Origin of the sequence: Streptomyces sp. CA-294286, assembly GCF_050947155.1 — a bacterium.
Taxonomy (GTDB): Bacteria; Actinomycetota; Actinomycetes; order Streptomycetales; family Streptomycetaceae; genus Streptomyces.
The window spans coordinates 5,106,768-5,127,047 of record NZ_CP192005.1; the positions used below are offsets into that span (position 1 = coordinate 5,106,768).

The following is a 20,280-nucleotide window of genomic DNA, read 5'->3' on the forward strand; positions in this document are numbered from 1 at the left end:
GCCTTCGCCGTGCCTTCGCCGGGCCCGCGCCGGGACTGCCCGGCGGGCAGTCCCGGCGCGGGCCGTCGGCCGGGTCAGCGCGTGGCGTGGGGCGCGTGCGTACCGCTCTTGTGCGGCTGCGGGGGCCGCCGGCTGCCCGCCGGGGCGACCGACGGGCGCTCGGACCGGACCGCGTGCGGACGGGCCTGGAGGTGTCCCGGAACGGCCTGGGACGCGGGACGCGCACTCGCGTACCGGCCGCCGCCCGCACTCACCGGCTCGCGGCCCGAGGCGGGCTCGACCGCACCCGGGAGTACGGCGGGCACCGTCGCCGGAGCCCCGGGAGGCACCGCCGCGGCGGAGACCGCGGCGGGGGCCGGTACCAACGCCCCGCGCGAGCGCCACCGCTCGCGCACCGCGAAGACGAACGCCTCGGCCCGCCCGATCAGCGGCTCGAACCAGGGCAGCGCCAGCAGGATGAGCAGCCCCGCCGCCCAGCCGAGCAGCACGTCGCTCAGCCAGTGCGTACCGAGATAGACGGTGGTCGCGCCCACGCTGAGGGCGACCACCGCGGAGAGCACCGAAAGCCAGCGTCTGGCCCTGGGCGTGGTGGCCAGATACGCGAGGATTCCCCAGGTCACGACTGCGTTGGCGGTGTGTCCCGAAGGAAATATATCGCCGCCCGCGTACAGCTCGGCGGAGCCGATCTGCGTCGCGTAGTGCGGGCCGAGACGGCCGAGGCCGATCTTCACCGCGCCCACCGTGACGTTGAGCAGCAGCAGCGAGGTGGCCAGCGTGAGCAGCGGGCGCAGCGTGTGCTGGCGCCAGGAGCGCCAGCCGAGCCAGGCCGCGACCATCACGGCGGTCGGGCCGCGCTGGCCGAGCACCACGAGGTAGTCCAGGAATGCGTGCAGTTCCGGCCACTGCTCGTACGCCCGGAAGAGCATGACCTTCCAGTCGAGCAGGACGAGCCAGGAGCTGACCAGCACGGCCCAGACGATGGCGAGGTAGAACGCCAGCGTCGAGCCGAAGAGAACCTTGCGGGTCCCGCTCATGCGGGGGATCTCTATCTTCGGCGGCTCCGGTTCCCGGTCCAGCCGGGCAAAGATTCGGTCGATACGCACCCAATCGACGTTACCGCGAGTGCGTGACGGGCCCGACCGGTCCGAGGTCTTTGTGATGACCATGTGATGTGGAGTGTGTCTCATCTCAAGGTTTGTTCCGGGCCGCGCGGGAAAAGGCGGGGGCGTTGTTCCCTATTCACTCCGGCACACTCCCGCAACTCGCTTTGAATTCGGTGAATTCCCGTGGGCGGGTCGTCATCAGAAATTCCGCCCTCCGCGCGACGGCCGTCCGGACCGCCCGCCCGTCGGCCGTCGCCGACCCGTGCCGCCGCCCGCGGCGGACCGGCGGGGGAACCGCGCGGGCCCCGTCGAGCGTGCTCCCGCGTGGCGCACGCCACACCTGCCGGGGCGTTTCCGTGAGAGATGGACCACGCGCCCGGGGGGTGAACTCGCGTACGCTGACGGCTCGCTCGCCCGTCGATGCCGGGCCCACCAGGTCGTATGAATTCGTGACGTATGAATACATACAGTGCCGGCGGTCCGCCGAGCGCGAGAGATTCTCTGGGAGGTCACGTACATGGCAGGGACAACCACGGCCGGCGCCGAGCTGACTGCGGGAGGTCCTTGGCGACGGCTCCTCTCGGGGCAGGGCGCCAACCGCTGGGTCGTTCTCGTGGTGCTCTGCGTCAGTCTGATCCTCGTCGCGCTCGACTCGACGATCCTGCACATCGCGGTCCCCTCGGTCACCGAGGACCTGCGTCCCGGCTCCGTGGAACTGCTCTGGATCGTCGACTCCTACCCCCTGGTCTGCGCGTCGCTGCTGATCCTCTTCGGCACGCTCGGCGACCGGGTGGGGCGCCGTCGCATCCTGCTCCTCGGCTACGGGCTGTTCGGCTTCGCCTCGGCGATGGCCTCTCTCTCCGAGACCCCCCAGTTGCTCATCGCGGCCCGTGCCCTGCTCGGCATCGGCGGCGCGATGATCATGCCCGCGACGCTGTCGATCCTCCGGCAGGTCTTTCCCGACCGGCGCGAGCGGGCGATGGCCATCGGCATCTGGGCGGCCGTCTCGGGAATCGGCGCGGCCGGCGGCCCGGTGCTCGGCGGCTTCCTGGTGGAGCACTACTGGTGGGGCTCCGTCTTCCTGATCAACATCCCGCTGATGATCGTGCTCCTCCCGCTCGGCCGGCTGCTGCTGCCCGAGTCGCGGGGCAGCGGCACGGGCCCGTGGGACGTGATCGGTGCGCTGATGGCCTCCGCGGGCGTGCTCGGCGTCGTGTACGGAGTGAAGCGAGCTGGCAGCGGCGACCCGGTGCTCGACGTGCTGACCCTGGCTCCGCTGCTGGTCGGGGCGGTGCTGCTGGTGCTGTTCGTACGTCGTCAGAGGCGCCGTGAGCACCCGCTGATCGACATGAACCTCTTCAGCCGGGTCACCTTCACCACCTCCGTGGGCTGTCTGGTGCTGGGCATGCTCGCGCTGGTCGGCCTGGAACTCATCGCCGTCCAGTACCTCCAGCTCGTGCTCGGGCTGAGCCCGCTGGAGACCGGCATGCGGCTGCTGCCGCTGACCTTCGCGGCGATGGCGGCGGGCGCGGTCGGCGGGTGGGTCCTGCACAAGGTCGGTCCGCGTGCCATGGTCGTCTTCGGCTTCACGCTCACCGCGGGCTCGGTCAGCCTGCTGACGCTGATGGGCCAGGAGGACCGGCCGTGGCTGATGGCGGGCGGGTTCGTCCTGCTCGGCTTCGGCATCCAGGCGACGCTGTTCGGCTCGTACGAGTCGATGCTCAGCGAGGCCCCCGCGGACTCGGCGGGCGGCGCGGCGGCGATCGGCGAGACCTCCTACCAACTTGGCGCCGGCATGGGCATCGCGCTGCTCGGCAGCGTGATGAACGCCACGTACGGGCCCGGCGTCAAGGGCGTCGAGGGCGTCTCGGCGGCGGAGACGAAGTCCGCCTCGAACTCGCTCGGCGAAGCGTACGAAGTGGCCAAGGAGATCGGCGGCACGGCGGGGGCCGCACTGCGCTCGACCGCGCGCGTGGCCTTCGTGGACGGTCTGCACGTCACCCTCCTGACCAGCGCCGGCCTGCTCCTCGTCGGGGCCTTCGCCGCGCTGCGGCTGCCGCGCGGCATGGAGCAGACGGCGACTTCCCCCGACGGCGGGGGCGGCGGTGGGGACGGCCACGGGGACGGGCCCACCGCGAGCGGTCCCTGCGTACCGGAGCAGCACGGCCCGGCCGGGCAGCACGACCTCACGAAGCAGCGCGACCGTGCCGAGCCGGACGACCGCACGAAGCAGGGCGATCGGCCGGAAGCGGGGTCGCAGGCGGCAGGGCGGGGGCAGGCCGAGTCCCGGCAGCTCCGCTCCACGCCGCGCGAGCGGGCCGACGCGACAGCGGGCCTGGACTGAACAGGGCCCCGGCCCGTACCGTTTCCCCGAGCGTTAACTAACAGCGCTAGTTAATTTCCGCGAGCCGTGTCCGAGAGCCGCCGGAGGGCAGCATGTCCGCACAGTCAGCGAAGCTTCCGTCGTTCGACCCCGCCGACCCGCTCGGCATCGACGACCTGCTCGGTCCCGAGGACCTCGCCGTCCGCGGGACCGTCCGCAGCTGGGCCGCCGACCGCGTACTGCCGCACATCGCCGACTGGTACGAGCGCGGCGAACTCCCGGGCATCCGCGAGCTGGCCCGCGAACTCGGGACCCTCGGCGCGCTGGGCATGTCCCTGACCGGCTATGGCTGCGCGGGCGCCACCGCCGTCCAGTACGGCCTCGCCTGCCTCGAACTGGAGGCAGCCGACTCCGGCATCCGTTCGCTGGTCTCCGTACAGGGCTCGCTCGCCATGTACGCGATCTGGCGCTTCGGCTCCGAGGAGCAGAAGCAGCGGTGGCTGCCGGGCATGGCCGCGGGCGAGACCATCGGCTGCTTCGGCCTCACCGAACCCGACCACGGCTCCGACCCGGCCGGCATGCGCACCCATGCGAAGAAGGACGGCGCCGACTGGGTGCTCACCGGCCGCAAGATGTGGATCACCAACGGCTCGGTCGCCGGGGTCGCCGTCGTCTGGGCGCAGACCGACGAAGGCATCCGCGGCTTCGTCGTCCCCACCGACAGCCCCGGCTTCTCGGCCCCCGAGATCCACCACAAGTGGTCCCTGCGCGCCAGCGTGACCAGTGAGCTGGTGATGGACGACGTCCGGCTGCCCGCCGACGCCGTGCTCCCGGACGTGGTGGGACTCAAGGGGCCGCTGAGCTGTCTGAGCCATGCCCGGTACGGAATCGTGTGGGGCTCGATGGGCGCGGCCCGTGCCTCCTTCGAGGCGGCGCTCGACTACGCGAAGTCCCGCGAACAGTTCGGAAAGCCGATCGGCGGCTTCCAGCTCACCCAGGCCAAACTCGCGGACATGGCCGTCGAACTGCACAAGGGAATCCTGCTCGCCCACCACCTGGGGCTGCGGATGGACGCCGGAAGGCTGCGCCCGGAACAGATCAGTTTCGGAAAACTCAACAACGTGCGCGAAGCGATCGAGATCTGTCGCACCAGTCGCACGATCCTCGGCGCCAACGGCATCTCGCTCGAATACCCGGTGATGCGCCACGCGACGAACCTCGAATCGGTCCTGACCTACGAAGGCACCGTGGAGATGCACCAGCTGGTGCTGGGCAAGGCGCTCACCGGACTCGACGCGTTCCGGTAGGGGCGTCCGGAACGAGGACGCCGGTGAGCGCCCTGCTCAGCTCTGGTTGAAGAAACCGCCGGTCTCGCGGCCGGCGGCCTCGCCGCTCACGATGCTGGTGTTGGCGGGGGTCAGCAGGAAGACCCGGGTGGCCACGCGCTCGATGGAGCCGCGCAGACCGAAGGTCAGGCCGGCGGCGAAGTCCACGACGCGCTTGGCGTCGCCCGGCTCCATGGCGGTGAGGTTGACGATCACCGGGACGCCGTCCCGGAACAGCTCGCCGATGCCGCGGGCGTCCCGGAAGCCGTCCGGGGTGACGGTGGCGATACGGCGGCCCTTGTCCTCGGCCGCCTCGGAGACGACACGGACCCGCGGGTCCGTGACCCAGGGCTCGGGTGTCTCGTTGTTCCCTTCGGCGTACTCGTCGTCGTAGTAGCGGTCGTCGCTGTCCTCGACGAGTCCGAGCCAGGCACTCGCCTTGCGCACCGATCCCATGAACGCCTCCTTTCACCGCGGTCTGCTTGTGTTCCGCTCCCCCTATGGTCGTCCATCATGCGGATTGCGCGCCAAGTGGATAGTCGGCGCGCAGGGTTTTCGTGACGGTACTGGTGCAGAAGTTGTGGCGATTTGCCTGTGCTCCGGCCGGGATTCGCCGTGCCCGTAGCCGCCGGGAGAGTGTAAATCGGACCATCGGGCCAGACGGGTGAGCAGGGGCACGGACGGGTGAACGTACGCCGTCGATACGGTGCCTGACGGACCGTCCTATGGGTGTTCGGAGCCCGGGGGACCGCACAACGGGGGAGCAATGTGTTCGGCATCGTCAGACCCTGCACGCACCGGCTCGGTGAAGGTCTCGCCACGGAATGGAGGGCGCATCTCTGCGGACTGTGCCTGGCGCTTCGCCGTGACCACGGCCAGTTCTCACGCGTCGTCACCCACTACGACGGCCTGATCGTCTCGGTTCTGACGGAGGCTCAGTCCGTGTCGTCGGCCGACCGGCGGCGTACGGCGGGCCCCTGCCCGCTGCGTGCGATGCGTACCGCACCCGTCGCGCAGGGCGAGGGCGCCAGGCTCGCCGCAGCGGTCTCGCTGGTACTGGCCTCCGCCAAGGTGCGCGACCACGTCGCCGACCGGGACGGCCTGTTGGCCCGCCGTCCGGTCGCCCTCGCCGCGCGGAGGATCGCCAGGAACTGGGACAGGGCGGGCGCCGGGACCGGGGCCTCGCTCGGCTTCGACACCTCGCTGCTCGTCGACGCGGTGGACCGGCAAGGGGGCATCGAGGCGGTCGCGGGAGTCGGCACACCGCTGCTCCTGGTGACCGAGCCGACCGAGACCGCCACGGCCGCCGCCTTCGCGCACACCGCGGTCCTCGCCGGACGGCCGGGCAACGCGGCCCCGCTCGCCGAGGCGGGCAGGCTCTTCGGCCGGCTCGCCCACCTGCTGGACGCCGTGGAGGACCAGGCCGTTGACGACGCGTCAGGTGCGTGGAACCCGCTGACCGCCACCGGGACCTCCCGCTCCGAGGCGCGAAGGCTGTGCGACGAGGCGGTGCGCGGGGTGCGGCTCGCGCTGCGGGACGCGGAGTTCGTCGACTCTCGGCTGGTGCACGTCCTGCTCGCCCACGAACTCGACGAGTCGGTCAACCGGGTCTTCGGCACGACCGGGTGCGGGCACGCCCACGACGGCAGGGCGCAGACCTACGGACCGCCGCCCGGCGGACAGCAGCCCGGCCACCCGGGGCAGGGCGGCCCCAACGGGTCCAACAATCCGTACGGCGGTGGCGGTTCCGGCCTTCCGTCCGGCGGCGGTCCGGGGCAGGGCGTGCCGCCGGGCGGCGGCGGACACGGCGGCGGTGGCTTCCTGGGCGGAGAGCCGACGCCGCCGGAGCGGAGGAAACCGCGCGGCTTCTGGTCCGGGTGTGCGGCGGCGATCGGCCTGTGCTGCACGTGCAGGGTGTGCTGCGCCAGCGAGTACGAGAGTGCCTGGTCGAGGAAGAAGCGCAAGGGCTGGTGCGACAAGTGCGACTGCGGCAACTGTGACTGCGGCTGTTGCGACTGCTGACCCGCCCGAGCACGTGGCGTGCGACCGCGGATCCGCCCCGGTGCGCGCGCTGATCCCCGGCTGCGGGGTCGACCGCAGGGCCCGCTCCGGCTGCCCCTCGCGCGGGTTCGGGCGATTGTCCGACCCGTGTGGAAGGCTGGTCGCATGAGCAGAGTCGACAGCAGTGGTCCGCAGGCCCAGGACGACCCGCGGCGGGACTGGCAGCGCTGGCACGACCGGCGCGTCGAAACGGTCGCCTCGCCGTACGGCCCGCTCTCCCTGTCGGGCACCCACTGGCTCGCCGACCATGCGGACGGTCGCATCGACGGGGTGCCCGGGCGGTGGGGGGACGACGGCGAGGAGGTCGTGCTGACCGCCGCGGAACAGGACGGCGTCAGCGTCGACGGGCGGCCGTTCGCCGGGGAGGTCCGGCTCGGCGCCGACCGGGGGCCGATCTCCGGCTCGCGGATCTCGGTGGGGGAGCGGCGACTGGTCGTGCTCCGCCGTGAGGGCCAGTGGGCGGTGCGCGACTTCGACCCGGGGTCGGCGGCGCGACGCGCCTTCGCGGGCGTCGAGGCCGGACCGTACGACCCCGCGTGGGTGCTGCGGGGCCGCTTCGTGCCCTACGGGGAGAACCGGACCCTCCAGGTCGAGAACGCGGACGGGCGCTCGCGCGGACTGGGCCTCGCGGGCGAGGTCGTCTTCGCACACGGCGGCGCCCAGCACTCGCTGCACGTCGCCGTCGAGGACGACGGTTCCCTCTGGGCGGTCTTCGCGGACGCGGACAGTGGCCGCAGCAGCTACCGGTTCCGCTTCCTGCGACCCGGGGCGCCGGACGCCGAAGGGGCGGTCACCGTCGACTTCAACCGGGCGCTGTTGCCGCCGTGCGCCTTCGCCGACCACTTCATCTGCCCGTTCCCGCCGCCGGGCAACACGCTGTCCTTCGCCGTGCCGGTCGGAGAACTCAACAAGCTGGAGAAATAAGGGACTTCGTCCTTCTTTCTGTCGGCGGACCCGGGACCTCGGAAGGCCCCGGGTCCGCCGCACGCCGGGCCGCCGTCGCCCGCGCAAGGCCGAAACGCGCCCTTGCGCGGGCGTGGAGGCCGTCGAATACTCCCGTCACAGCGCTTGTCAGGGGCACAGCGAGGCCGACGGCATCACACCGGGGCCCGCGCGGCCCCGGGCTGCGCCTCACGGGCCCCGGGACAGACCCAATCCGTACGGGCCCCCGATTCCCCTCGGGAGGAACGACAAGTGAGGAAAGAGCGCACCACCCCCACACCCCGCAGCGGTACGGCAAGACGCGCCCGATACCTGGGCGTGGCGGCAGGACTCGCCGCCGCTGTCGCCCTCGCGGTACCGAACGCCCAGGCCCAGCCGGCCGCCGCCCCCACCGCGTTGAGCGCCACCCAGCTCGCCTCCGTCGAGTCCGCCGTTCTCCAGGCGGACGTCGCGGGCACCGCCTGGCACGTCGACAAGGCGACCAACACCCTCGTCGTCACCGCCGACTCCACCGTCTCCCGCGCGGACATCGCCCGGATCAGCGCTGCCGCCGGTGACCAGGCGAGGGGCCTGCGCATCGAGCGCACCCCGGGCAAGTTCTCCAAGCTCCTGTCGGGCGGCGACGCCATCTACGCGCCGAGCTGGCGTTGTTCGCTCGGCTTCAACGTCCGCTCGGGCAACACGTACTACGCCCTGACCGCCGGGCACTGCACCGACGGCAACCCGACCTGGTACGCCAACTCGGGCCGCACGACGCGCATCGGCCCCACCACGGGATCCAGCTTCCCGGGCAACGACTACGGCATCCTGCGCTACGACAACAGCTCGATCGCCCGCCCTGGCACGGTCGGCAACGTCGACATCACCAGCGCGGCCAACGCGACCGTCAACATGGCCGTCACCCGGCGGGGATCCACCACCGGCACCCACAGCGGCCGGGTCACCGGTCTCAACGCCACCGTCAACTACGGCAACGGCGACGTCGTCTACGGCATGATCCGCACCAACGTGTGCGCCGAGCCCGGCGACAGCGGCGGCCCGCTCTACTCCGGCAGCCGCGCCATAGGTCTCACCTCCGGCGGCAGCGGCAACTGCCGTACCGGCGGCACGACCTTCTTCCAGCCGGTCACCGAAGCGCTGAGCGCGTACGGGGTCAGCATCTACTGACCCCCCTTCCGTCCCGTCCTTCCGTCACCCGGGGTCCACCGGGTACTTCTGAGAACCGCGTTGCCAGCGGACAGGCCCCCGCCCGGACTCCTCCGGGCGGGGGCCTGCCGCTTGTGCGGGTCCTGCGGACGGCCGAACCGGCGCCGCACAGCCGACATGCGCGACCTCCCGCGCGTCCCGCTGCCCGAAATGCGCCCCCCAGGGACCAGTACCGGACAGGAGTAGACCTCACCCTGGGGCTGCCACCCGTCGCTCGGGGTGTTCGCGAAGGTGACGAGGAAGGCACGGGTCGGGCACCGGACCGTCATGTCAAGAGAAGGAGAGCGTGCGGTAGTTGTCGTGTGCGCGTCCTGAAGTCGACCTTGTGTGCCCCCGTCCTCCTGGGAATAGTGAGGCTCCACCCGGGCCCACCCCCACAATTCGGGGCCCGGACCCCCCACAGGAGGTCATTTCGTGAAGCACCGACGCATCCCCAGGCGACGCGCGGCCGTGGTAGGGACCGCGGCCGTCGCTCTGATCGCCACGGGCGTCACCTTCCAGACCGCGAACGCCAGCGAAGACCCGGCCGCGGCGCCCGCCCTCAGGACGCTGTCCGCGACGGGCGCGAGCCAGCTCGCCTCGTCCCTGGCCGAGCAGCTCGGCTCCGAAGCGGCAGGGGCGTACTACGACGCCGAGGCCAAGTCCCTCGTCGTCAACGTCACCGACGAGGCCGCGGCCCGGACCGTGCGCGAGGCCGGCGGCAAGGCCAGAGTCGTCCAGCACTCGCTCGCCGAGCTGAAGTCCGCACGCGCGGCGCTGGCGGGGAAGGCGTCGATCCCGGGCACGTCCTGGGCGACCGACCCGGTCAGCAACAAGATAGTCGTGACGGCCGACCGCACGGTCAAGGGCGCGGCCCTCGCCCAGCTCACCCGCGAGGTCGAAGCGCTGGGTTCCAAGGCGCAACTGAAGCAGACGAAGGGGGAGTTCAAGCCGCTCATCGCCGGCGGGGACGCCATCTACGGCGGGAGCTCCCGCTGCTCGCTCGGCTTCAACGTGACCAAGGGCGGCGAGCCGCACTTCCTGACGGCGGGGCACTGCACGGCCGGCATCACGACCTGGTCCGACAAGCAGGGCGGCGCGGGGATCGGCACCACCGTCGACTCGAACTTCCCCGGCGGCGACTACGGCCTGGTGAAGTACTCGGGCGACACCCCGCACCCCAGCGAGGTCAACCTCTACAACGGCAGCACCCAGGCCATCAGCAGGGCGGGCGATGCCACCGTCGGCCAGAAGGTGACCCGCAGCGGCTCCACCACGCAGGTCCACGACGGTGAGGTCACCGGCCTCGACGCCACCGTGAACTACGGCAACGGCCAGGTGGTCAACGGCCTCATCCAGACCACGGTCTGCGCCGAGCCGGGCGACAGCGGCGGGGCGCTCTTCGCGGGCGACACCGCGCTCGGCCTCACCTCCGGCGGCAGCGGCGACTGCTCGTCCGGCGGGGAGACCTTCTTCCAGCCGGTGACGGCCGCGCTCGCGGCGACGGGCACCGAGATCGGCTGATCGAGCCCGCAGCAGGTGCGCGCGCACGCCCCGGCCGGGTGAGGCCGGGGCGTGCGCGCGCGTGGGGCGGGGGTCAGGGGCTTCCCGCCGCGTCGGCCGTGCTCACACGAGGGGGGTCCGCGCGGAGCGCACCTCCGTGGCACCGCCCGGCTCGTCGTCCGCACCCGGACGGCTCGACTTCACCCGGGAGGCCACCGCGAGGGTCAGGGCGGCGCTGACGACCGCCCAGGCGGCGAGGACCAGCAGCGGCCCCGTGATGTTGTTGCCCTTGAAGTACGCGATCGAACGCGCCACCCACGTCGCCGCACCCGGCGGCAGCGCGGGCCCGATGGCCTGCCAGAAGCCCGGCAGCATCGGACCGGGGAAAGCGCCGCCCGCACTGGGGTTGCCGGCGATCACGATGATCAGGATGGCCAGCCCGATACCGACCACGCCGAAGATTCCCTGGAGGGCGAGGGTCAGGGCGCCGACCGCGAAGACCGTGAGCGCCCCCAGCCCCCACAGCCCGAAGACGCTGCCCGGGAGCGCGTCCAGGACCGGTCCCGCGATGACCGCGCCGAGAAGGCCGGAGACGATTGCGTACAGGGCCATCACGCCGAGCCGGATCGCGGCCCGCTTGCCGTTCGCCGGGCGGGCCCCGGCGCTGATCGCGAGGATCGCCGCGCACAGGTAGCCGCCGACGCACCAGCCGACCACCAGGTAGAACGACGACAGCCCGTTGGCGTCCTTCGTGGAAGCGGGCGCGACGTCCTCGAAGGTGACGGTGCGCTGCTGGGACTTCGCGACCTCGGTGAAGACCTGCTCCAGTGCGCGGGTCTGCGAACCGCCCTGGCCCGAGGCGACCAGAAGGGTGTCGGAGGTGCCGCCCTTCGGGTCGACGAGAAGGGCCGCGTCGATCTTCCGGTGGAGCATGTCGTCGCGCGCGGCCGCCTCGGAGTCAAACACGCGAGGGTCGAGCGGCGAGCCGGGGAGCTTCCTGAGCTGCTCCGTGAACCTGTCCGCCGCCCCGCCGGGCGCGACCACCGCCACCTTGACGTCACGCGGTTCCGGGTGGTGCAGGGCCCCCACGTACGACGTGATGAACAGCAGTTGGAGGGCGAGCGCGCCGAGGACGAGCAGCGCGGCCCTGGGCGTGACGGCGTTCTTCAACTCGTCGGCGAATCTCATGCCCTCAACGCTCCGGCGCGCGCGGGCTTCCCGCAGGTGGGGTGAGCCGGACGAGTGAAGGGCGGGGGGCGGTGCGACGGGACGTCCGGCACGGACGTGCACCGGACATGAGCGTGCCGTCCGTTCCCCCCGGAACGGACGGCACGCTCAGCTGCGGGGATCAGCGGCCGTGACGCCCGCCCGTGGCGGCCCTGCGGCGGACCGAGCCGAACAGCAGCGCGGCGCCGAGCGCCAGCACGGCCGCACCGCCGACCGCGAGGTAGGGGGCGCTGCCGTCGCCACCGGTCTCGGCGAGGTTCTCGCCGTCGGCCGGAGCGGGGGCCGGAGAGCCGGCCGGGGCACCCGCCGGGGCCTGCGTCGGCGTCCCCACCGGGTCGGGCGAGCCGCCCTGCGGAGCGGGCGCATTGGCGTCGGCGGCAGGCGCCTGGGGGGCGGTGGGAGCGGACGGCTTCGCGCTCGCGTTCGTCCTGTGGTCGTCGTCGCCGTGGCCCCGGTGCTCGACCGTCGACTTGTCCGCGCCCGCCGCGATGTCCTCGTCGGACGGAGCGGTGGCGACCGGCGCGGTGGCGTTTCCGGTGCCCGAGCCGGCGGTGTCCTTGCCGAAGACCACGTCGGAGCAGGTGTAGAACGCCTCGGGGCTGTCCGAACGCTGCCACACGCTGTAGACGAGGTGCCTCCCGGACTTCTTCGGCAGGGTGCCCTCGAAGACGTAGTCCCCCGCCTCCATCCGCGGGTCGGTCACCGACGCGAACGGCTTGGCCTCAAGGTCCGACCACTTCAGCGGCTTCGTCGGGTCGTAGCCGTCCTTCGTGACGTACAGGTCGAAGGAGCCCTTGTGCGGGGCGGTGCCCTTGTAGCGGAAGGTGTGCTTGCCCGCCGTGAGCTTCGAGGACGGCCAGTCGGCGCGCGGCAGGTCCAGCCCCTTGTACTTGTCGTTGCCCGCGCTGCACAGCTTGCCGTCCGGGATGAGCGCCTTGTGGTTGCCGGCCGCGTTGGCGATGTTGACCGCGTTCCAGTCGTAGAACGCCTGGGCGCCGCTGGCGGCCACGGCCGCCTTGCAGGCCGCCGAGTCGGGGCTCTCCGGGCCCTCCGCGTAGCAGGCCGACACCCGGCTGACCGGGTCCGTCATCGAACCGTGCGCGGCCGCCGGGGAGGCGGCGAGACCGGTCAGGGCGAGCGGGGCGAGACCGAGAACGGCGACGGCGGCGGCCTTGCGGCGAGCGGTGGTCATCGTGGAGAACTCCTAGGCAGGGTGATGTTTCCGTGGCCGGGGGAGAGAGGGGCGGACTCCCCCGGCGCAACAGCACGCTAGACCCCCGGAACCGCGAAAAGCCCTGCTGAGGGCGGGGCGCGGAGTTCTTTATGGCCCGCTTAAGGGAGCGCTCAGTGGCGATTAAGAAGGCCCTGCGGCACGCTGCGGAACCTCACGCCCCGTCACCGGGCGGCACCCGCTCACCCCACCCACCGGTACCGCCGTTCCGGCCGTCCCGTTCCCCCGTACCGCAGGGTCACCTCGGCCCGCCCGGTCGCCGTGAAGTACTCCAGGTACCGCCGCGCACTGACCCGCGACAGCGTCCCGCCCTCGGCGCACTCCGTCGCCGACAGGCCCCCGGGATGTGCGCGCAGAGTGCGCTCGACCAGTTCCGCGGTGTGCGCGGCCAACCCCTTCGGCAGCTCCCGCGAACCGGGCGGGCGGGTCCCGAAGAGCTGGTCCACGTCCTCCTGCCGGGCCTGCCCGTGCACGGCGATCGAGTCGAACCGGGTCCGCAGTGACGCCACGTGCCGCAACTGTTCGCGGAGCGCCGCCTGGTGGAACGGCTTGATCAGGTAGTGCAGCGCCCCCGCCCGCAGCGCGGCCCGCACCGTCCCGGCGTCCCGCGCCGCCGTGATGAACAGCACGTCCGCGGTCGGCCTCCCCCCGTCCCGCGCCTCGGCCGCCCGCAGCCCGCGCAGTACGTCCAGCCCGTCCATGTCCGGCAGGTACACGTCGAGGAGCAACAGGTCCGGGCGCAACCGCTCGGCCGCCCGCAGGGCGTCCGCACCGCTGTGCGCGACACCGACCACCGCGAACCCGTCCATCGCCGACACGCAGCGGCTGTGGACCTTCGCCACCATGAAGTCGTCGTCCACGACCAGCACATTCGTCACCCGGTGAGGCTAGGCGCGCGACCACAACGACCACAACGTCCGTTGGTTCCGGAACGGCGACAGCTCCCTCACGCCCCGGCAACATGTCCCCACCTCCTCCCGCGTCACGCAACCGAAAGAAAGGCGGCACCCGTGCGTCTGCGCACCCCCCTCGCCCTCGCCGGGGCGGCACTCCTGGTGCTCGTGGGGCCACCGCTGCTCTCCCCGGGCGACGGCGCCGACACCGGCGCCCGGATCCCCGGCCTGCGCTTCATGGTCCCCAACACTCCGGGCGGCGGCTACGACATCACCGCACGCACCGCCGCCAAGAACGCCGAGGACGCCGGCCTCACCTCCGGCATCGAGGTGTTCAACCTGCCCGGAGCGGGCGGCACCGTGGGCCTGGCCAGGCTCGCCGCCGACCACGGGAACGGCAAGGTCGCCATGTCCATGGGACTGGGCGTCGTCGGCGCGGTCCACACCAACAAGGCGCCCAAGACGCTCGCCGACACCACGCCCGTCGTCCGCCTCACCGAGGAACAGGACATCGTGGTGGTGGCCAAGGACTCCCCGTACGAGAACCTCGGACAGCTCGTACGGGCGTGGCGGACGAACCCCGCCAAGGTCCCCGTCGGCGGCGGATCCTCGCCCGGCGGGCCCGACCACCTCGCACCGATGCTGATGGCACGCGCGGCCGGGATCAAGCCGAAGGACGTCAACTACGTCCCGTTCGACGGCGGCGGCGAACTCCTCGCCTCCATCCTCGGCGACAAGGTCCACTTCGGCGTCTCCGGCGTCGGCGAGTACCTGGACCAGATCAAGGCCGGTGAGCTGCGCGTCCTCGCCGTCACCGGGCCCCGGCGGGTGCCCGGCCTCAACGCCCCGACGCTCCGCGAGTCCGGCCTCGACACCGACTTCACCAACTGGCGCGGCATCGTCGCCCCGCCCGGCCTGACCGACGCCGAACGCACCAAGCTGATCACCCTCTTCGAGAAGCTGCACGCCTCGAAGGAGTGGAAGGACGCCCTGAAGAAGAACGGCTGGGACGACGCCTTCCTCACCGGAGACGAGTTCGGGGCGTTCCTCGACAAGGAGAACACGCGCGTGGACTCGGTCCTGAAGGAGCTCGGCCTGTGAGCGCCCCCCTCACCCCCACCACACCGGACAGCACCCCCGCCCCCGGGCGCCGGGCCTGGCTGCGCGAGCACTCCGAACTGGGAGTCAGCGCCCTCCTGTTGGTCATCGGCGTCCTCGTCCTCACCGACGCCCTCACCATGCACGTGGAGCTCACCCAGCGCGGCCCCGTCGGCCCCCGCACGGTCCCCCTCGTCGTCGGCGGAGCCCTCGTGCTGGTCGCCGTGCTCCTCGCCGTGGACGTCCTGCGCGGCGGACGAGGCGAGGCCGAGGGCGGCGAGGACGTCGACCTGTCCGAACCCGCCGACTGGCGTACGGTCCTGCTGCTCGCCGGGGTCTTCCTCGGCAACGCCGTACTGATCGGCCCGCTCGGCTTCCCGGTCTCCGGCGCGCTCCTCTTCTGGGGCTCCGCGTACGCGCTCGGCAGCCGGCACGTCGGCCGCGACACGCTGATCGCCGCCGGCCTCTCCCTCTTCACCTACGTCGTCTTCAACAACCTGCTGGGCGTACCGCTTCCCGGCGGACCGCTGATGGGAGTGCTCTGACCGATGTGGGACTCCCTCAACTCCCTGATGGGCGGCTTCGAGACCGCCCTCACCCCCGTCAACCTCCTGTGGGCCGCCGTCGGCGTGCTCCTGGGCACCGCCATCGGCGTCCTTCCCGGCATCGGCCCCGCCATGGCCGTCGCACTCCTGCTGCCCGTGACGTACGGACTGGAGCCGACCGGCGCGTTCATCATGTTCGCGGGCATCTACTACGGAGCGATGTTCGGCGGCTCGACCACCTCGATCCTCCTGAACACCCCGGGCGAGAGCGCGGCCGTCGTCGCCGCCATGGAGGGCCACCCGATGGCCAAGGCGGGCCGCGGCGCACAAGCCCTGGCCGCCGCCGCCATCGGCCACTTCGCGGGCGGCATGATCGGCACGATCCTGCTGGTCGCGCTCGCCCCCGCCGTCGCCGCCCTCGCCGTCGACATCGGGGCCCCCGACTACTTCGCGATCATGGTGCTCGCCTTCATCGCCGTCACCTCCGTCCTGGGCTCCTCCCGCATCCGCGGCCTCGCCTCCCTCCTCATCGGTCTCACCATCGGTCTGGTCGGCCTCGACCGGATGACCGGCCAGTCGCGCCTGACCTTCGGCTCCCTCGAACTCGCCGACGGCGTGGACGTCGTGATCGTCGCCGTCGGCCTCTTCGCCATCGGCGAAGCGCTCTGGGTGGCCGCCCACCTGCGCCGGGGCGGCGTGGAAGCGATACCGGTCGGCCGCCCCTGGCTCGGCAGGGCGGACGTCAAGCGCACCTGGAAGTCCTGGCTGCGCGGCCCGCTGATCGGCTTCCCGTTCGGCGCGATCCCGGCCGGCGGCGCGGAGATCCCCACCTTCCTGTCGTACGTCACCGAGAAGCGCCTCTCCAGGCACCGCGACGAATTCGGCAAGGGCGCCATCGAGGGAGTCGCCGGCCCGGAGTCGGCGGCCTCCGCCTCCGCAGCCGGAACGCTCGTCTCCATGCTCACCCTCGGCCTGCCCACCACGGCCGTCGCCGCCGTCATGCTGGCCGCCTTCCAGCAGTACGGGATCCAGCCGGGCCCGCTCCTGTTCGAACGCGAACCCGACCTGGTCTGGGGCCTCATCGCCTCCCTGTTCGTCGGCATGGTGCTGCTGCTCGCGCTCAACCTCCCGCTGGCCCCGCTCTGGGCGAAGCTCCTGCGCATCCCGCGCCCGTACCTCTACGCCGGAATCCTCTTCTTCGCGTCGGTCGGCGCGTACGCGGTGGGCGGTGAAGCACTGGACCTGGTGGTGCTTCTGATCATCGGGCTGATCGGCTTCGGCATGCGGCGGTACGGACTTCCCGTCCTGCCCGCCGTGATCGGAGTCATCCTCGGCCCGGCCGCCGAACAGCAGCTCCGCCGCGCCCTCCAGATCAGCGACGGAAGCATGAGCGGCCTGGTCGACACGCCCTTCTCGATCACCGTGTACGTCATCGTGGCGCTGCTCCTGGTGTGGCCGCTGGTGAAGAAGCTGCCCCCGCTGCGACGCGGAGCGCCGTCGTGACGTACGCGCACGACACCCGCCTCCGCCCGCCGGCTCCGTCCTCTTCGGGCCGGTTGTCGGAGGCGGATGCCACCATCGGGGCATGAAGTCCGAGAACCGGCATTCCGCGCCCGCGCCCCGGCACACCGAGGTGGTCGACGTCCACCTGATCCTCCGCCGGGGTGCGGACGTGCTGCTGGCCCGCCGTGCCCGCACGGGATACGCCGACGGGTTGTTGCACGGCCCGTCCGGGCACGTCGAGGACGGCGAGGACGTGCGGGCGGCGATGATCCGCGAGGCGTACGAGGAGATCGGTGTCACGCTCGGGCCGGACGAGCCGGCCGTGGCGCTGGTGATGCAGCACCGCGGGCCGGGTGGGCAGCCGCGTACCGGCTGGTTCTTCGAGGCGTGGTACGACCCGGCCGCCCCGCCCTTCAACCGGGAGCCCCACAAGTGCTCCGGTCTCTCCTGGCACCCCCTCGACGCGCTCCCCGACGACATGGTGGCGTACTGCCGGGCCGGCCTGGAGGCGTACAGGAAGGGCGAGCGCTTCGTCCTGCACTGGCACCAGGACGGCGACCCGATCGCGTACGAGGAGTCGGTGCGCGACCGGAAGGTTCCGCTCCGGGAGTCCGGGACCACCGGCCCGGTGCGCCGGCGCCGGGAGAGCCGGGACGGGAACGAGGGGGAGGCCGTGGCGGAGAACCACCCGTAGGGGAACGGACGTGCGGTTGGATGGGCGCATGAGATATGAGGTGCGGAGGGCGTCCGCCATGCTGCTGCTTCCGTTGGTGTCGGTACTGACCGGGTGCGGGAGCGAGGTGGTCGGCGGGGCGCAGGTGGACCGTGCGGAGCTGGAGAAGCGGGCGGGGGAGTCCGCGCTGGAGCACGTCTACGTCACCGAGATACCCGGGTTCACGCTGGCCGAGCAGTCCGTCAACGTCATCGGCCACGACGGCTTCTCCGCGACGTACTTCTCGCAGCGGGGCGGCCAGGTGCAACTCGCCGTGGACCGCGAGAAGTTGCCGGCGAACGGGTGCGACGGCTGCGTGCGGGACGGTGACCACTGGTACAGCTCTGCCGGCGGGGCGAGCGTGTACCTGAGGGCCGAGGGCGGACACGTCGTACGGCTCACCGGCTCCGACGGCGTGCCACGGGACGTCGTCAAGACCGCCGCGCAGAAGGCGCATCACGCCAGTCCGCAGGAGATGGACGCCGTACTGCCGAAGGTACGTGCCGAGGCTGACGGCGGCGCGGGCAGCGAGGCCCCCTCCGGCAGTGGCGGGGGACCGGTCGAGCGGGGCGACCTGCCGCCGGTGGGCGACGGGGCGCCCCGCAACGACGTGGGGGTCAGCGGCTGACCCGAGGCCGCCGGCTGACGTCAGCCTGCGGCATCGACGCGCAGCAGGTCGGTGAACCGCCCGCCGCGGGCGGCGCGTTCGAGGGCGTCCAGGGTGCGGGACGCCTCGGCGGCCGCTGCCGGGTCGCGGTCCGCGAGGCTGCTTCCGGCGAACTCGTCCTCGTCGAGCCGCAGCACCGTGGCGCCGTCCGCCGAGCGCCACAGGTCGAGATCCAGGTCCTCGACCTCCACCGTGCCGTCCCCGTGCACGACTGCGGGGCGGGCCACGTCGCAGTACCAGCCCTTGAGCGTGCCGTCGCCGGAACGGACCTCCTTCACCGCGTACCAGCGATCCCGCCAGTAGTGCTCGACGAAGACGTCGCCCGGTGCGAACCGCACGAAGCCGAAGTCCTTCGCCGTTTCCCGGGCCCAGGCAGCGCGCACGACGAGGTGGGTGCCGTCGTCGGAGAGCAGAACGGCGGGGTAGCGGATCTTGAGGCGGCCGGCCTTGGTGAGGGCGACCTCGATCATCTCGTGGCCTTCAGACGAGGGCGCGGACATATTCCACCTCCGTGGCGCAGGGGGCGTATCCGCACCAGCGGTTGACGGCGAGCATCGGGGCGTTCACGTCGTCGTTGCCGGTGTACGCCTCCAGGTAGCCGGCCGCCCGTGCCCGGCGCAGCGAGTCCGCCTTGGCGGCCTTCGCGAGCCCCAGGCCCCGGAACTCCTCGCGTACGCCGGTCATGCCGGACGCGTAGCGGGTACGGCCGTCGACGTGGGCCAGGGTGAAGGCGGCGACACGTCCGTCGTCGGCTTGCACGAGGGTGGTCGGGGCGCGGTCCAGCAGAGGGGCGTCCCAGGTGGTCCTCCGCCAGTCGTCGTAGTCGTCGAGGGACACCGGCACCGAGCCCGGCTCGTCGCGGGCGACCTCCGCGTCCGCCTCGTACAGCGGGCGCGGGTCGTCGCCCAGGGCGTCGGCGCCGCGCAGGCCGAACCCCGGTGGAAGCGCCGCGACGTCGGGAACGCCCTCGTCGGCCAGAGTCAGTCGCAGGTGGCGCATGGTGTGGCCGGGGGCGAAGCCGCGCTTCTCGGCGAAGGCACGGTCCCCTTCATCCGCCGTCCACACGTGCAGTGCGGTCGCGGCCAGCGCGGCGAGGTACCCCTCCGCCCTGCGCAACAGCTCCGAACCGGTGCCCCGGCCCCGGTGCTCCGGGTGGACGTGCGGAACGCCGAAGCCGTGGCCCGGCACGGGGCTCCGGTAGGAGAGTCCGGCGTGCAGGGAGCCGACGACCTGCCCGCTCGTGTCGTCCTCGGCGAGCAGCAGCCGGTACCCGCCCGCGGGATGCGCCTGTGCCATGCCGGAGGAGACGGCCTGCGCGGTGGTCACGACGAACGGGGCGGTGGCACGGCGGAGCCGGACGACGGACTCGGCGTCCGAGGAACCGGGACGGTACTCGCGGATGGTCACAGTCACGGGAAGGCACGGTACGCACCCGCCGGGCCGGGACGCCTCGCAATTTCCGGGCGTGGGGGACAATCCCTCGCGTGACCGTGACTCTGAAGATCGTCGTGGACGTCGACGACGCCACCGCCCCGTACGAGCAACTCCGCGCCCAGATCTCCGGGAAGGCCCGCTCCGGGAAGCTGCCCGTCGGCTACAAACTCCCCACCGTGCGCGGACTGGCCGCCGAGCTGGGCCTCGCCCCGAACACCGTCGCCAAGGCGTACCGGGCGCTGGAGGCGGACGGGGTCATCGAGACACGGGGGCGCAACGGGACGTTCGTGGCGGCGGCGGGGGACGCGGCGGGGCGGGCCGCGGCGTCGGCGGCGCGGGAGTTCGCCGAGCGGGCGCGGAGGCTGGGGCTCGACGAGGGGGACGCGGTGCGGGTGGCGGGGGAGGCGGTGCGGGCGGTGTACGGGGGGTGAAGGGGGTCGGGACGTGGGGGCCGGGGGCGGGACGAGGGTGGTGGGGCGTAGGGGAGCAAGTGCACCTCCGGTCGGGTCCGCCCCTTGCCCGCCCTTC

Annotated in this window: 18 protein-coding genes and 1 pseudogene; 12 read left to right on the forward strand and 7 right to left on the reverse strand. The window is 72.3% G+C overall.

From position 1 onward, the window contains the following. Positions 1–74: 74 nt before the first annotated feature. Positions 75–1,103, reverse strand: coding sequence for a phosphatase PAP2 family protein (locus tag ACQPZG_RS27275; RefSeq protein ID WP_433548348.1), 1,029 nt, complete (start codon positions 1,101–1,103; stop codon positions 75–77). Positions 1,104–1,620: 517 nt separating this feature from the next. On the opposite strand from ACQPZG_RS27275, the gene ACQPZG_RS27280 reads away from it, so the two are divergent. Together ACQPZG_RS27280 and ACQPZG_RS27285 are read left to right on the forward strand one after the other, a co-directional pair. Then, positions 1,621–3,447: an MFS transporter gene (locus ACQPZG_RS27280; protein WP_433548349.1), complete on the forward strand. Its 1,827-nt coding sequence runs from the start codon at positions 1,621–1,623 to the stop codon at positions 3,445–3,447. A 92-nt stretch (positions 3,448–3,539) separates the two neighbouring features. Further along, positions 3,540–4,733: an acyl-CoA dehydrogenase family protein gene (locus ACQPZG_RS27285; RefSeq protein WP_433548350.1), complete on the forward strand. Its 1,194-nt coding sequence runs from the start codon at positions 3,540–3,542 to the stop codon at positions 4,731–4,733. A 36-nt stretch (positions 4,734–4,769) separates the two neighbouring features. Here the strand turns inward: ACQPZG_RS27285 and ACQPZG_RS27290 are convergent, their stop codons facing one another. Then, positions 4,770–5,207, reverse strand: a complete 438-nt coding sequence (locus tag ACQPZG_RS27290; protein WP_433548351.1) for a cell division protein SepF — start codon at positions 5,205–5,207, stop codon at positions 4,770–4,772. Between the two features lie 312 nt (positions 5,208–5,519). Between ACQPZG_RS27290 and ACQPZG_RS27295 the strand changes: the two genes are divergently transcribed. From ACQPZG_RS27295 to ACQPZG_RS27310, 4 genes are all read left to right on the forward strand, one after another. Then, positions 5,520–6,773: a DUF5685 family protein gene (locus ACQPZG_RS27295; RefSeq protein ID WP_433548352.1), complete on the forward strand. Its 1,254-nt coding sequence runs from the start codon at positions 5,520–5,522 to the stop codon at positions 6,771–6,773. 144 nt (positions 6,774–6,917) lie between these two features. After that, positions 6,918–7,736, forward strand: coding sequence for a DUF1684 domain-containing protein (locus ACQPZG_RS27300; protein WP_433548353.1), 819 nt, complete (start codon positions 6,918–6,920; stop codon positions 7,734–7,736). A 270-nt stretch (positions 7,737–8,006) separates the two neighbouring features. Further along, positions 8,007–8,921, forward strand: coding sequence for a S1 family peptidase (locus ACQPZG_RS27305; RefSeq protein WP_433548354.1), 915 nt, complete (start codon positions 8,007–8,009; stop codon positions 8,919–8,921). Positions 8,922–9,374: 453 nt separating this feature from the next. Then, positions 9,375–10,463, forward strand: a complete 1,089-nt coding sequence (locus ACQPZG_RS27310; protein WP_433548355.1) for a S1 family peptidase — start codon at positions 9,375–9,377, stop codon at positions 10,461–10,463. A gap of 102 nt (positions 10,464–10,565) precedes the next feature. Here the strand turns inward: ACQPZG_RS27310 and ACQPZG_RS27315 are convergent, their stop codons facing one another. The 3 genes from ACQPZG_RS27315 to ACQPZG_RS27325 form a co-directional block, all read right to left on the reverse strand. Beyond that, positions 10,566–11,630 (reverse strand): DUF3533 domain-containing protein, encoded by a 1,065-nt coding sequence (locus tag ACQPZG_RS27315; RefSeq protein ID WP_433548356.1) that lies wholly within the window; start codon positions 11,628–11,630, stop codon positions 10,566–10,568. Between the two features lie 160 nt (positions 11,631–11,790). Next, on the reverse strand, positions 11,791–12,861 hold the full coding sequence (locus tag ACQPZG_RS27320; RefSeq protein WP_433548357.1) for a lytic polysaccharide monooxygenase auxiliary activity family 9 protein: 1,071 nt from the start codon (positions 12,859–12,861) through the stop codon (positions 11,791–11,793). A gap of 221 nt (positions 12,862–13,082) precedes the next feature. Next, the gene (locus ACQPZG_RS27325) at positions 13,083–13,769 is read right to left on the reverse strand and encodes a response regulator (protein WP_433549572.1); all 687 of its coding nucleotides are present in this window, start codon (positions 13,767–13,769) and stop codon (positions 13,083–13,085) included. Positions 13,770–13,910: 141 nt separating this feature from the next. Here ACQPZG_RS27325 and ACQPZG_RS27330 point away from each other — a divergent pair, with 141 nt between their 5' ends. The 5 genes and pseudogenes from ACQPZG_RS27330 to ACQPZG_RS27350 all read left to right on the forward strand — a co-directional run bounded on the left by ACQPZG_RS27330 (position 13,911) and on the right by ACQPZG_RS27350 (position 18,279). Further along, complete coding sequence (locus ACQPZG_RS27330; protein ID WP_433548358.1) at positions 13,911–14,894, forward strand: Bug family tripartite tricarboxylate transporter substrate binding protein; 984 nt, start codon at positions 13,911–13,913, stop codon at positions 14,892–14,894. Continuing rightward, the gene (locus tag ACQPZG_RS27335; RefSeq protein ID WP_433548359.1) at positions 14,891–15,436 is read left to right on the forward strand and encodes a tripartite tricarboxylate transporter TctB family protein; all 546 of its coding nucleotides are present in this window, start codon (positions 14,891–14,893) and stop codon (positions 15,434–15,436) included. The genes ACQPZG_RS27330 and ACQPZG_RS27335 overlap by 4 nt, the downstream gene beginning before the upstream one ends. A gap of 3 nt (positions 15,437–15,439) precedes the next feature. Further along, positions 15,440–16,939, forward strand: a complete 1,500-nt coding sequence (locus tag ACQPZG_RS27340) for a tripartite tricarboxylate transporter permease (protein ID WP_433548360.1) — start codon at positions 15,440–15,442, stop codon at positions 16,937–16,939. Between the two features lie 109 nt (positions 16,940–17,048). Then, positions 17,049–17,633, forward strand: a pseudogene (locus ACQPZG_RS27345) (NUDIX hydrolase); the annotation flags it as partial. A gap of 28 nt (positions 17,634–17,661) precedes the next feature. Beyond that, on the forward strand, positions 17,662–18,279 hold the full coding sequence (locus ACQPZG_RS27350; protein WP_433548361.1) for a hypothetical protein: 618 nt from the start codon (positions 17,662–17,664) through the stop codon (positions 18,277–18,279). Between the two features lie 20 nt (positions 18,280–18,299). On the opposite strand, the gene ACQPZG_RS27355 is transcribed toward ACQPZG_RS27350, so the two are convergent. Beyond that, complete coding sequence (locus ACQPZG_RS27355; RefSeq protein WP_433548362.1) at positions 18,300–18,818, reverse strand: DUF402 domain-containing protein; 519 nt, start codon at positions 18,816–18,818, stop codon at positions 18,300–18,302. Beyond that, the gene (locus ACQPZG_RS27360) at positions 18,799–19,731 is read right to left on the reverse strand and encodes an N-acetyltransferase family protein (protein ID WP_433548363.1); all 933 of its coding nucleotides are present in this window, start codon (positions 19,729–19,731) and stop codon (positions 18,799–18,801) included. Before ACQPZG_RS27360 ends, ACQPZG_RS27355 begins: the two co-directional genes overlap by 20 nt. Positions 19,732–19,808: 77 nt before the next feature. Between ACQPZG_RS27360 and ACQPZG_RS27365 the strand changes: the two genes are divergently transcribed. Continuing rightward, positions 19,809–20,183 carry a GntR family transcriptional regulator gene (locus tag ACQPZG_RS27365; RefSeq protein ID WP_433549573.1) on the forward strand — a complete coding sequence of 125 codons (375 nt, stop codon included), beginning with the start codon at positions 19,809–19,811 and terminating at the stop codon, positions 20,181–20,183. The last annotated feature ends 97 nt before the right edge of the window (positions 20,184–20,280 follow it).